Origin of the sequence: Acidovorax sp. K2F (assembly GCF_025246485.1) — a bacterium.
GTDB lineage: Bacteria > Pseudomonadota > Gammaproteobacteria > Burkholderiales > Burkholderiaceae_C > Acidovorax > Acidovorax delafieldii.
The window spans coordinates 1-10,774 of record NZ_JAOBSQ010000018.1; the positions used below are offsets into that span (position 1 = coordinate 1).

At 65.4% G+C, this 10,774-nt stretch carries 13 protein-coding genes; 2 read left to right on the plus strand and 11 right to left on the minus strand.

The window, feature by feature from the left end:
* Positions 1-793 precede the first annotated feature (793 nt).
* The 11 genes from N4G42_RS06400 to N4G42_RS06450 all read right to left on the minus strand — a co-directional run bounded on the left by N4G42_RS06400 (position 794) and on the right by N4G42_RS06450 (position 9,178).
* Positions 794-1,141 carry a c-type cytochrome gene (locus N4G42_RS06400; protein ID WP_008904214.1) on the minus strand — a complete coding sequence of 116 codons (348 nt, stop codon included), beginning with the start codon at positions 1,139-1,141 and terminating at the stop codon, positions 794-796.
* Positions 1,138-2,370, minus strand: coding sequence for a sulfite oxidase (locus N4G42_RS06405; RefSeq protein ID WP_062405656.1), 1,233 nt, complete (start codon positions 2,368-2,370; stop codon positions 1,138-1,140). The genes N4G42_RS06400 and N4G42_RS06405 overlap by 4 nt, the downstream gene beginning before the upstream one ends.
* An 85-nt stretch (positions 2,371-2,455) precedes the next feature.
* Complete coding sequence (locus N4G42_RS06410) at positions 2,456-3,058, minus strand: hypothetical protein (protein ID WP_008904212.1); 603 nt, start codon at positions 3,056-3,058, stop codon at positions 2,456-2,458.
* Entirely contained in the window at positions 3,055-3,588 is a 534-nt protein-coding gene (locus tag N4G42_RS06415; protein WP_050813810.1) for an RNA polymerase sigma factor, read from the minus strand. Before N4G42_RS06415 ends, N4G42_RS06410 begins: the two co-directional genes overlap by 4 nt.
* A 70-nt stretch (positions 3,589-3,658) precedes the next feature.
* Positions 3,659-4,018 (minus strand): DUF305 domain-containing protein, encoded by a 360-nt coding sequence (locus N4G42_RS06420; RefSeq protein WP_008904210.1) that lies wholly within the window; start codon positions 4,016-4,018, stop codon positions 3,659-3,661.
* Entirely contained in the window at positions 4,015-5,409 is a 1,395-nt protein-coding gene (locus tag N4G42_RS06425; RefSeq protein WP_062405660.1) for a YncE family protein, read from the minus strand. The genes N4G42_RS06420 and N4G42_RS06425 overlap by 4 nt, the downstream gene beginning before the upstream one ends.
* A gap of 162 nt (positions 5,410-5,571) precedes the next feature.
* Positions 5,572-6,471, minus strand: a complete 900-nt coding sequence (locus tag N4G42_RS06430; RefSeq protein ID WP_260666583.1) for an anti-sigma factor — start codon at positions 6,469-6,471, stop codon at positions 5,572-5,574.
* A 19-nt stretch (positions 6,472-6,490) separates the two neighbouring features.
* Positions 6,491-6,994, minus strand: a complete 504-nt coding sequence (locus N4G42_RS06435) for an RNA polymerase sigma factor (protein ID WP_008904230.1) — start codon at positions 6,992-6,994, stop codon at positions 6,491-6,493.
* 46 nt (positions 6,995-7,040) lie between these two features.
* Positions 7,041-7,358, minus strand: coding sequence for a hypothetical protein (locus N4G42_RS06440; protein ID WP_231624607.1), 318 nt, complete (start codon positions 7,356-7,358; stop codon positions 7,041-7,043).
* A gap of 120 nt (positions 7,359-7,478) precedes the next feature.
* Entirely contained in the window at positions 7,479-7,910 is a 432-nt protein-coding gene (locus tag N4G42_RS06445; protein WP_008904227.1) for a nuclear transport factor 2 family protein, read from the minus strand.
* A 161-nt stretch (positions 7,911-8,071) separates the two neighbouring features.
* Positions 8,072-9,178, minus strand: a complete 1,107-nt coding sequence (locus N4G42_RS06450) for a YeiH family protein (RefSeq protein ID WP_067513517.1) — start codon at positions 9,176-9,178, stop codon at positions 8,072-8,074.
* 117 nt (positions 9,179-9,295) lie between these two features.
* Here N4G42_RS06450 and N4G42_RS06455 point away from each other — a divergent pair, with 117 nt between their 5' ends.
* A complete protein-coding gene (locus N4G42_RS06455; protein ID WP_067513515.1) occupies positions 9,296-10,225 on the plus strand; it encodes a LysR family transcriptional regulator in 930 nt (309 codons plus the stop codon).
* Positions 10,222-10,509, plus strand: a complete 288-nt coding sequence (locus tag N4G42_RS06460; protein WP_143434382.1) for a hypothetical protein — start codon at positions 10,222-10,224, stop codon at positions 10,507-10,509. Before N4G42_RS06455 ends, N4G42_RS06460 begins: the two co-directional genes overlap by 4 nt.
* Positions 10,510-10,774: the final 265 nt, after the last annotated feature.

Consider the following 10,774-nt stretch of genomic DNA (forward strand, 5'->3'; position numbering starts at 1 on the left):
TTAAGCGTTCTGCCACAGGCCATTGATTCAGGACTTTTCGCGGCATAGCGGCGCCCCGCGTTCACCACAAACCGCCACGAACGCAGACATGTCTCATCTCCGTCATTCTTCTGGTAGTCGATGGGCTTCACTCACTTCAGCCTCTTCCGGCTGGCGGGGGGGCAGATCAACTCGGCACCTTGAGCGGCACGTCGATGTTGAATGGCCGGTGCTGAAGGTGCAGCGGACGCTCGCCTCGCAGGATGGCGAATGTCAGGTTCCGGCGGCGGCTGCCATCGGTCTGCAAAACCTGAGTGGCTGCAGTCAGTCTTGGGACCGCCTACCAGAGTGCCGCTTGGCAGCGGTTGCTGCCGTTCGAGTTTTCAACGTGAATGCCCTTGGCGTGCCGGATTGCGATCACTCCTATTCATGCATCGTGGTAATGCGCAGAGACAGGTTTCAGGCGCGCAGTTGACATTGCTAGAGAGTTGACAACAGCGTGCAGAGATCTGCAAGCTCGACGAGCAAGACTGCAGCAGCATCAAGCATGGTGCGATCAATCACCTGGGCGTGTCGCCAGCGTTGATGGCTTACCGCGAGCACAAGGCCATGCTGGGCAAGACTTAGGCCGGCGAGAAGTTCCCGGCGGTTGTGATGATGGGGGCTGGCTGGATGGTGGTCCCCGACATCAAACCAGGCAAGTGATGGTGAGTGGCTGACCCGCCCTGGGTCAGCCACTCAGTCGGGATCGCTGTTTGCAGGTGATCCCGTCCTTTTTGTCAGTTGGCGCAGCAGCGCTGTGGCCAACCAGCCATCACTTTGATCCACCCGAAGCCTTGGCCACGTAGGCCGCCAGGGCGGCAATTTGCGCATCACTGAGTTTGCCGTTGTAGGACGGCATCTGCCCAATGCCGTTGCGCAGCGCGGTGGCCACGCGCTTGGCATCGGGCTTGAGCTCGTCCAGGCTGGGGCCCACGGCGCCTTCGGCTCCCGCGTCCTTGAGCGCATGGCACAGGGCGCAGGCAGGCACCGCGCCTTGGCCGAACAACACCTTGCCTTGTTGAAGTTGCGCGGCATCGTCGGCGGCGTGCACGGGCAGCACTGTGAATGCCAACGACCACAGGGCAGCGACCAACGCGTGTTTTTGGATTGTGCGCTTCATGCCACGCTCACTTTCACGGCGTGGTCGGCCCAGCTGGTGTTGTTGTAGCCGCCCGCGTTTTCCATGCGTTGTTCGGGCTGCACGTTGCCTGCGGTGTCGGTGGCTCGGCTCGCCAGGGTGAACTGGCCCGCCGGCAGGCGCGCCGCAAAAACAAACTGCCGCCACGCAAAGCGGCCGAGGTCGGGCCCCACCATGCGCGCGAGCTGCCAGGTTTTTCCGCCGTCCAGAGAAACCTCGACCTTGGCCACCGCGTTCATGCCGCCAAACGCCACGCCATGGATCTGTGTGTCACCCGCTTTAAGCGGGGCGCCGTCCGTGCCGGGACCGTTGATCCACGACTTCACCGTCATTTCCTGCACCGATGGCTGCGACGGGTCGCCCTTCGCGCCGGGCGGTGAAATGCGGTAGCCGTGCGACATGATGCGTGCGTCGGTCTCCTGAGCGGTGAAGGCCAGGCGTTTGACGTACTTGATGTTGTTCACGCCCGTGTAACCCGGCACGATCAAGCGCAGTGGGCCGCCGTGGGCCAGCGAAATCGGCACACCGTTCATTTCCCAGGCCAGCAGGGCATCGGCGAGTGCGGCAGCAGGCACCGAGCGTTCCACGATCACGCTCTTGGGGTCCAGTCCATCGGGGAGTTTTTCGCCGCCTGTGCCGGTGAGGTAGGCCATGCCGGCCTCCACGCCGCCCAGGGCATCCACCACCCAGCGCACCGGCACACCGCTCCACACCACACAGCCTGCTGCGCCCACTTGCCAAGGCGTTCCACTGGGCTTGTTGGGGAAGTAGCCGCGTCCGTTGCCAGAGCATTGCAACACCATCGCCGTGGTCTCGATGCCCATGCGCTTGAGGTCGCCCAGCGTGAGTTTGCGCGGGTTCTTCACCCCCTCGATGTTGATCTCCCAGGCATCGCGGTTGCCCAGGATCGAGGCGTCGGGCGCGGGCAGATTGTTGCGGATGTAGAGCTGCTCGGACGGCGTGATTACGCTGGTGCCGAACACACTGCGCTTGGTCTCAATGGTGGTGCTGCTGTGCACGATCAGGCTGGCCGGGTCCTTCCAGCCCACGTACGCTGGCAGAGGCTTGGCAGCACCGGCCACGGCGACGGGCGCGGTCTCACCAGCAGCGGCTGCGGTGCGGCCAAAGCTGGCCAGACCAACGGCAGCCAAAGCAGCGCCGCTGCCGGCCAGCAGGTGGCGCCGGGGGAGCGAGGTGGGTTGTTGGTTCATTTCTGGGGTCTCCGGTGGTTGGGCGTCGTGCGCCGGTTGGGGTGAAAGGGGTGAGCGGTTGATTCGTTGACAGGGACGCGGTGCCTCAGCCTGGCCCGGACACGGGAGGTGCCTGCAGTGCCGTCTGCGCGACCGCCAGTGCCTTCTTTTTCTGGGCCACCAGCAACAAGGGCTTGCCCTCGCGCGAGCGGATCACCTTCCAGTGCACGTTGCTCCACCAGCCGCTGGCCTCGCGCAGGTCCACAGGCTGGTCAAAGGCATACACCGTCACCATGCCGCCCTTCTCGAAGAACGTGGTGAGGTGGTAAGCGAGGTGACCTTCGATATCGCATGGCCGCATGAGTTGGGGAAACCCGGGCACCACGTTGGCGTCCCGCATGCCCAGGTGCATGAGCAACTGGCGCTGCTCCATGAAACTGCCCCGCAAGCTGCGCTCGTGGTATTCGTGGTCGATCGCGTCGCGCACCATCGCTGGCGGTCGCACGGCGAGCACCCCGCCGCTGGTGCCACCGGCCAGCAAAAGCGCCGCCAGAAAACGCTGCAAGCCGCGTCGCGCCAGCAGCGGCTGCGGCTTTCGGTACAGGTGTGCCGGTGCGTCGCTGGCCTCGAAGGCGATCGCCAACTCGGCGCGCGCGCGCAAATCGAATTCGCTGTCGGGCAGGAAAGGCGCGTCGGTATCGGGGCTCATGTCTTGGTCCTGCGAAACGGGGTAACGTTGACATCGGCCTTGGGTGTCGCAGGTACCCCCATGGCCAGCTTCAAAGCGTCGCGCGCACGGGCTAGGCGCGACAACACCGTGCCGGGCGCGATCTCCAGCGCCTCGGCCATCTGGGCGGTGGGCATGTCGTCGAAATAAAACAGCACCAGCACCTCGCGGTGGATGGGCGCCAGGCGCGCGAGCGCCTTGACGACATCGAGTTTGTCGTCCAGCCCCGCGTCGGGCGCCGCTTGCTCGGGCTGCTCTTCATCGTCCAGCGACTGCATGCTGGGTGCGGCCTGGCGAAAGGCGGCGCGGCGCATGATCTGAAAGAGCCAAGCCCGTGCCAGCGCAGCGTCGCGCAGTTGCTCCCGGTGCTTCCAGGCGTTGGCAAAACAGTCTTGCACCACGTCTTCGGCAATGGCGCGCGAACCAGTGAGCGCCCACGCACTGCGCAGCAAAAAACGGTAGTGCTCACGCACCCATTGGTTATAGCGGGACTCGGCAGACTGGAACAGCATGGTGATCAAGAGCGCTGCGTGGCTTGGTTCATTCCGTGGCGCTCATCGGTACTTTCCCTAGGGCTGTCGATCAAGGCCCCCGCGTCCCACCCAGCGACGGAAATTCCGCTTCCGCACCTTTGGCTGTGCGCTGCTGCAGGGTGTGCAGTCGGCGTTGCATGCTCTGGATCTCCACCGTCTGCCCGGCAATGATTTCCTCGGCCAACTGCCGGGTGACAGGATCGCGCCCATGCTGCAACACCAGCCGCGCCATGTCCACAGCGCCGGCGTGGTGCGGAATCATCATCGCCAGAAAGTCCTGGTCGGCCTGGCCTGCGTAGCCCGGGCTGTGCATGGCCTGCATCATGCGGGCCATCGATTCGTCCATATCCCGCTGGAATGCGCTGGTGTGCGCGGCGCTGGCGCCGTGGCTGGTGTGCGCGCCGCTCATGCCGTCTGGCCCTTCTCGCCCACACGCACGTAGACGAGGTTGATGCTCTTTTTGTTGCGCAGCGCGCCAGAGGGCAGCGTCAGATTGCCCAGGGGGATCTGCGCAATGAAGGTCGGGCGCAGCGGGTCGCTCACATCAAATGCACTGCACACGGTCTGGCCCGCGTTGGGCGTGCCGGGCAGCTCGTCCTGTTCGTGGGCCACATACAGCAGCGTGTTCTCGGGGTTGGTCCACAACCCGTGCGACTCGCGGCCACGGCTGGAGAAGGTGCCCACCACCTTGCGCTGTCCGCCCGGAGCGCTGCGGTCGATGATGGCGATCGGGCTCGACGCCACGCCGCCGGGGCCACCATCGTCGATGCGCGCCAGGCTGGCATAGACCACGCTGCCGCGCGCATTGCGCACGAACTCAACGTGGTTGGGCCGAGCGCCCATGCCGAGTGGCACGGTGTCGATCAGGTCGAAGCCACCCTGCGTCGAGCGGCAAGACACCGCATCAGCCAGCTTGTGCGAGAACCACACCTCGGCACCGTCGGGTGTGGTCTTCATGAAGGGCGTGAAGCCGGGTTTGTCCTGTGCGCTGATGTCCAGCGTGGTCAGCCGCTGCGGTTGGCTGTGGCCATCCGCGCCGGGGTTGACGCGGAACACGTCGATCTTCGACACCTTCTGGCTGGCCACAAAGGCCAACGTACCCTCACGGTTGAACCACACCTGCGCCGGGCCGCTCAGTGTGGGCAGGTATTGGCGAACCGCGCTGGAGCCCGGGCTGTCGGCCCCCTTGAGCTGGCGAACGGCACGATCGACGCCGACGATGGCAATGCGGTCTTCACCGCGCAGCGTGACCCACAGCTCGCGGCCGTTGCGCGTGAAAGTGGGCTCGTGCGGTTCGCGGCCCAGCAGCAGGCCACTACTCAGGCGCTCGGGGTTGGTGGTGGGCCCAGACGCAGGGTTGGGTGTGTTGCCGATGACGCGGCGCTGCTCGGCGTCGATCAGATAAATGTTGCTGGAGCCGCGCCCGCTGGTGGCCAGCAGCCGGCCGTCGGGCGACGGCACCGCGCCGTGGGCGTCGATGCAGCCGTGGTACAGCGGCTTGTGGATCATCGCCGCGTGTGTCGGCGCCACGCCGGCGGTGACGTAGCGAAATGGAGGCCGCGGGTCTTCGTCGAAGCTGGTCAGGTTGATCGTGCTCTCGACGGTGTTCGTCTTCGGATCGATGACGACCAGCGTGTTGGAGTCTTCATTGGTGATGAAGACGCGGTCGCGCGGGTCGATGCCGGTGGCTGCGGCTCCCGCTGAAGCGCCGGACGGGGCCTGGGCATGTGCTGCGGGCAGCGCGCTGGCTGCCGCGGCGGCCAGGGTGTACTTGAGAATGTCGCGGCGTTGGGTGGTCATGTGTGCTTTCTGAGTTGGTGTGGAGAGTGATCGCTTGGGTCGTTAGCCGGCAGCCGCCGATGAACCACTGCCCAGCGCTTGCTTCAGGTCAAGAGCGCGGCTCAGGCCGTTTCATTCCCTGGCGCGAGCCGACAGCGCGTCGCGCCGACGCCGCCCTGGCCTTCAGCGCGGGGTGCCAAGTTGCCGATAGACCTCGGCCGACACCTGCGCCAGCACGCTGCGGTCGGCGTCGGACGACAGGGCGTAGCCGAAGGGACCGTCGACCCAGTAGAAGACATTGACCGCACCTTCGCGTGCGAAGCGGAAGGCCGTGTCTGTGTTCTTCACGCCGGCCTGCAGTGCCTTGTCCGGCCCCGCGGCACTGCCCACGTCGGCGACATCGTTGGACACGTACAGCGTCAGTTTGCTGCCGAGCTCGTTGCGGTACATGAACTGCGCAACCGGCCCCTGGCCACCCGGCAACAGGCGCCCGCCTTCCAGCGTGTAGCCCTGGGCCTGCAGGTGCGGCGGCTTCATCGGCGCGCCCATGCGCTTGGACAGCCATGCCACCAACTGGTCCTCGTGCGCCGCGTCCACCTCGACCGGGCGGCGCGCGTCGGGACTGTATACCGCGTGAGCCACCGCCGCGCGCTGCGCGAAGCCGCCCGCTGACGCCAGCGTCAGGCCGCGCTCGGCGGGTGCCGCGGCGGCCATGCGGCCGGCATCGTCGCCCCCCGCGGGCAGGCCGCCCCGCAAGCCCCAGCCAGTCGCGCCGCTGATGACGGCGATGGCGATCCCAGCGGCCAGGCGCTGGAGGTACCAAGGCGTCTGCGGCACGGCGCGCGGGCGCGCCGATTTCAGCAGGCGCTGCGGCGGCTGTTCATCCAGCACGGGATCGAGCAAGGCGTGCAGTTTGCGCTTCTGCGCCCGGTAGGCCTCCAGGCGCTGCGCGTTTTCAGGGCGTGCGGCCAGATAAGCGGCGATCTCGACCTGGCGCTCAGCGGGCAGGCGGCCATCAACGAACGCATGCAGGTCGGCCTCGGTGACCGGGGGAATGGACGGTGGCGGACGGTCGGTATTCATGGGTTGCTTCGCAATATATTCATTTGACGACTTTCAGCCGCACCGGTTCTGCGCGGCCTTCCATCAGGCCGCGCAGGCGCTCACGGCCTCGCGACAGGCGCGACATCACGGTGCCGATGGGGATACCCAGGGCCTGCGCCACATCGGCATAGGCCATGTCTTCCAGCGTCACCAGAAGAAGCACTTCCTTCTGCTCGACGGGCAGCAAGTCCAGTGCAGCCTGCAGATCCAGTACAGCCAGCCTGTCGGTTTGTGTCGGCGCCACCGGCACTTCGGGCGTGTCGTCGTCCATGGTCACGGTGTGCAGCCTGGGACGGCGCACGCCATCGACGTGCAGGTTGTGCATGATGCTGAAGAGCCAGGCGCGCATGTCGGCCACGCCGCCCCACAGGTTCGACTTGGCCCAGGCCCGCTCCAGCGTGTCCTGCACCAGATCGTCGGCGTCGTCACGGTTGTTCACCAGCGCGCGCGAATAGCGGCGCAGGCGCGGCACCCAGCTCAGCAGGCTTGCGTCGTCTTGCATCGGGGGGTCGTGGCCTGTGGGACTGGACGGAAGTCGACAGCAAATGTCATTCCTTGATGATGTGCCAGACGTCTTTGAAGTTGTCGCCGGCGCGGTCGCCGGGCTTCTGGTCGGCCTGGTAGGTGTAGACCGGCTTGCCCTTGTAGGCCCACTGGCGCGCACCGTCGTCGCGCATGACGATCGTGTATGCACCGGCGGGTTGGTCGCTGGCGGCGGCCATCGCGGGCGGCCACAGCGCGGCGCAGCCGCCGTTGCAGGTGCTCTTGCCGCTGCCTGCCACGTCCTTGTCGAAGGTGTAGAGCGTCATGCCCTTGGCGTCGACCAGCGCGCCGTTGGCGAGCTTGGCCGGCGCGTCGGCAGCCATAGCGCCGGTGAGTGGTGCCGCGAAGGAAGCCGCTGTGATCAGCAGCGCGGCCAGAGTCGAAAGGTGCTTCATGGGGTTGTCCTTTAGGGTCTGGTGGAGAGTAGCCACGCTGCGTGCCGTTCAGTAAGCCGCAGCCACCGCCAGCTTGGGGTCGATCTGCCAGGTTTCACTGACGATCTTGCCTTCACGGAACGTCAGCACGTAGCGCACCTTGATGGGCATCTTGCCTTCGAAGACGACGTTGGCCGAGACGGTGGCGCCCTTGGGGTTGGCCGATTCTTCAATCTGGCCGACTGTGAGCTTCAGTGGGCCGACGGCCTTGCCGAACTTCTCCCAGGTGCCGCGAATGGCATCGGTGGTGGCATAGGTGCCGTCGAGTGGGCCGCCTACCCAGTTCAGCTGGGCCTGGTCGGCATAGGCACGCATGACGATCTGGGTGTCGCCCGAGGCGATGGCCTGGAAGTGCGTGCGGGCGTCGTCGCTGGGGGCGGCGAAGGCGCTGCCGGAGGCGAGCGTCAGGGCGGTGGCGGCGAAAGCGAAAGTCTTGAACATTGTGGGCTCCGATGAAGGGTTGGTGTGAAGTGAAGGGGGGTGAGTGCTGGACGAAGGGTCCGATAGGTCCCGACAAAAGAGCAGACGGCGTCGGCATGCGGTCTATTCCAGAGCGTGCAAAGAAATTTAGGGTCAGGGCCCTGGGACGTGAATTCGAGGCTTCAGCCCAGCAGGGCCGGCACCCAGCGGTTGATGAGCGCGCCTCCGACGATGAGCCAGCCGAACAAGATCAACGCCAGCAGCAGCGGCTTGGCCCCGGCCTTGCGAATGGCGCCGATGTGCGTGGCCAGGCCGAGCGCAGCCATCGCCATCGCCAGCAGCGCGGTGTCAATCTCGATCGTCACTGCCACCACCGACGCCGGCAGCCATTGCAGCGAATTGAGCAACACAACCGCGACGAAGCCGAAGGCGAACCAGGGCACAGCGAGTTGACCCTTGGCGTGAGCATGCTCTGCCTCCACCAGGGCTTGCAGGGTGCTGTCGCGCGCCAGCCAAGCCGACAGCATCACCAGGAACGGCGCCAGCATCATTACTCGAACCATCTTCGCGATGACGGCCGAGTTGGCTGCGTCCGGGCCCACCGAACGTGCTGCGGCCACCACCTGGGCCACCTCGTGGATGGTCGATCCGACGTAGATGCCGAACCCGTTGGCGCCGCCGGGGATCAGCGCCCAGTGCCGGTTCAGCTCGAACAGCGCCGGGTACAGGAAGATCGCCAGCGTGCCGAACACCACCACCGTGGCCACCGCCACCGTGACCTGCTCGGCGCGCGCCTTGACCACCGGCTCGGCGGCCATCACCGCAGCAGCGCCGCAGATGGCACTGCCAGCGCCGATCAGCATCGCCGTCTTGCGCTCCAGGCCCAGCCAGCGCGTGCCGATGAGGCAGGCCAGTGCGAAGGTCGAGCCCAATATCATCGCGTCGATGGCGACACCAGCTATGCCAACATGGTCAATGTCCTGCACGGTGAGCCGCAGGCCGTACAGCACCACGCCCAGGCGAAGCAGGTTCTGCTTGGAGAAGTTGACGCCGGCGCCGCTGGCTACCGCCCAGCGCGGGGCCCACGGGTAAACCGTGTTGCCCACGATCATGCCCAGCACGATGGCCAGCGTCAGCGCACTGAAGCCATGGTCCTGCAGCCAGGCGATGCGGCCCAGCGCGATACCGGTGGCAGCCAAGGCGCCGCTCAGGGCCAGGCCGGGGAGCATGCGTGCGAAAGCCGATGCAGAGGCCGATGTGCGTGGCTCAGGAAGTACGTTGATGGTCATGCTGCTTGCCTCCGGTTGAAGTTCATGAGGACGAAGCTTCCGGCTTCATAGATGACCCGTCAAACGGGTTGTATCGCTAAGATGTACCCATCTGATCGCTTTGCAAACAAATCCGCCATGAATACCCTTCGCCTCACGCTGCGACAGCTGCAGATCTTCGTGGCGGTTGCGCGCAGCGGCACTACCACGGCAGCCAGCGCCGAGATCGCGCTGTCGCAGTCGGCCACCAGCTCGGCCGTGAATGAACTTGAGCGGCTGCTGTCGCTGCGCCTGTTCGACCGCGCGGGCAAGCGCCTGCTGCTCAACGACAACGGCCGTGCGTTACTGCCGCGGGCCCTGGCGCTGCTGGACGGTGCCGCCGGCATCGAGTTGATGTCCCGCGATGGCAGCGCCCAGGCGCAGTCGCTGCGCATCGGCGCCAGCACCACCATCGGCAACTATGTGCTGCCCAGGCTGCTGGCCCGTTTTGTCGCAGCGCAACCGGGCCATGCCAGTGCCTGGCGCTCAAAGGTCGTGATCGGAAACACGGCGGCCATCTGTGACGCGGTCGCTGCGTTTGAACTGGACGTGGGCCTGATCGAAGGGCCTTGCCACCAAGCGGCGCTGGCCGTCACGCCATGGCACCAGGACGAGATGGTGGTCGTTACATCGCCCGACAGCGCGTGGGCACGAATGAGCCTGGCCGGCGAGCGGGTGCCAATGCGGACACTGCGTGAAGGGGTCTGGCTGGTGCGTGAGTTGGGCTCGGGAACGCGCGAGGCCACCGACCAAAGTCTGCTGCCCCACTTGCGCTCCTACCGTCGAAGCATCGAGCTGGGAAGTTCGGAGGCGATCAAACATGCGGCCGAGGCGGGTATGGGCGTGGCCTGCCTTTCGTCGTGGGTCGTGAGCGACGCTTTGGAGGCCGGCCGCCTGTGCCGCATCGCCACGACCTTGCCGCGGCAGCTCCGACAATCTCACCTGGTCGTGCATCGCGACAAACAGCCCACCGCTTCGCTGCTGGCATTTGTCGACCAGGTATCTGGCGCCGAGAACACGGCGCCATGAAATGTGACTCCATCGAGGTCAGGCCTGAGCAGCTCGCCAGTCGGCGCTCAAAGCTTATCCACGCACCTTCAACGAGATTCACGGCAGGCTCACCTGCACAAATGCCGGATGCGGATGGCGAGGTCAAGACTGCCGCATATCCACATACCGCGCGCGATGTCTTGGGCATTGCGATCCAACGGCCACCCCTTGTCTCCTTCTTTATTTGCGGCGAGAGCAATGATCAGAATGTTGCAACAGCATCAGGTCAAAGTGAACTATTGCCCGTCTATCACGCACTTTGAGGAGCACTGGGAACCCGGGTGGCGGGTATTGCGCTACGGACACTGAAGGACCAAAAGAAGTGATTCGCCCTCCCTGCTGGCGCTTGAAGAAGGCCTGCCCATGGTCCAGAACACCGTTTCGTCCGTGACGCAAAGGGCCATTCCAGAACTTTGCACTTCGCTACAGTGCCGAACGACCGGTACAGGTAATCGATCGGTCGCTTGAGATCCTGACCGGTAAGCGACCGCTTGCGTTGGCGCCCATGGACTCTGCCGTCGAACCTAA

Bases quoted from the DNA above. Each gene is read 5' to 3' on its own strand.
- N4G42_RS06400 (WP_008904214.1), bottom strand. From the start codon at position 1,141: ATGAAGCGCACAATCCAAAAACACGCGTTGGTCGCTGCCCTGTGGTCG.
- N4G42_RS06405 (WP_062405656.1), bottom strand. From the start codon at position 2,370: ATGAACCAACAACCCACCTCGCTCCCCCGGCGCCACCTGCTGGCCGGC.
- N4G42_RS06410 (WP_008904212.1), bottom strand. From the start codon at position 3,058: ATGAGCCCCGATACCGACGCGCCTTTCCTGCCCGACAGCGAATTCGAT.
- N4G42_RS06415 (WP_050813810.1), bottom strand. From the start codon at position 3,588: ATGCTGTTCCAGTCTGCCGAGTCCCGCTATAACCAATGGGTGCGTGAG.
- N4G42_RS06420 (WP_008904210.1), bottom strand. From the start codon at position 4,018: ATGAGCGGCGCGCACACCAGCCACGGCGCCAGCGCCGCGCACACCAGC.
- N4G42_RS06425 (WP_062405660.1), bottom strand. From the start codon at position 5,409: ATGACCACCCAACGCCGCGACATTCTCAAGTACACCCTGGCCGCCGCG.
- N4G42_RS06430 (WP_260666583.1), bottom strand. From the start codon at position 6,471: ATGAATACCGACCGTCCGCCACCGTCCATTCCCCCGGTCACCGAGGCC.
- N4G42_RS06435 (WP_008904230.1), bottom strand. From the start codon at position 6,994: ATGCAAGACGACGCAAGCCTGCTGAGCTGGGTGCCGCGCCTGCGCCGC.
- N4G42_RS06440 (WP_231624607.1), bottom strand. From the start codon at position 7,358: ATGGCTGCCGACGCGCCGGCCAAGCTCGCCAACGGCGCGCTGGTCGAC.
- N4G42_RS06445 (WP_008904227.1), bottom strand. From the start codon at position 7,910: ATGTTCAAGACTTTCGCTTTCGCCGCCACCGCCCTGACGCTCGCCTCC.
- N4G42_RS06450 (WP_067513517.1), bottom strand. From the start codon at position 9,178: ATGACCATCAACGTACTTCCTGAGCCACGCACATCGGCCTCTGCATCG.
- N4G42_RS06455 (WP_067513515.1), top strand. From the start codon at position 9,296: ATGAATACCCTTCGCCTCACGCTGCGACAGCTGCAGATCTTCGTGGCG.
- N4G42_RS06460 (WP_143434382.1), top strand. From the start codon at position 10,222: ATGAAATGTGACTCCATCGAGGTCAGGCCTGAGCAGCTCGCCAGTCGG.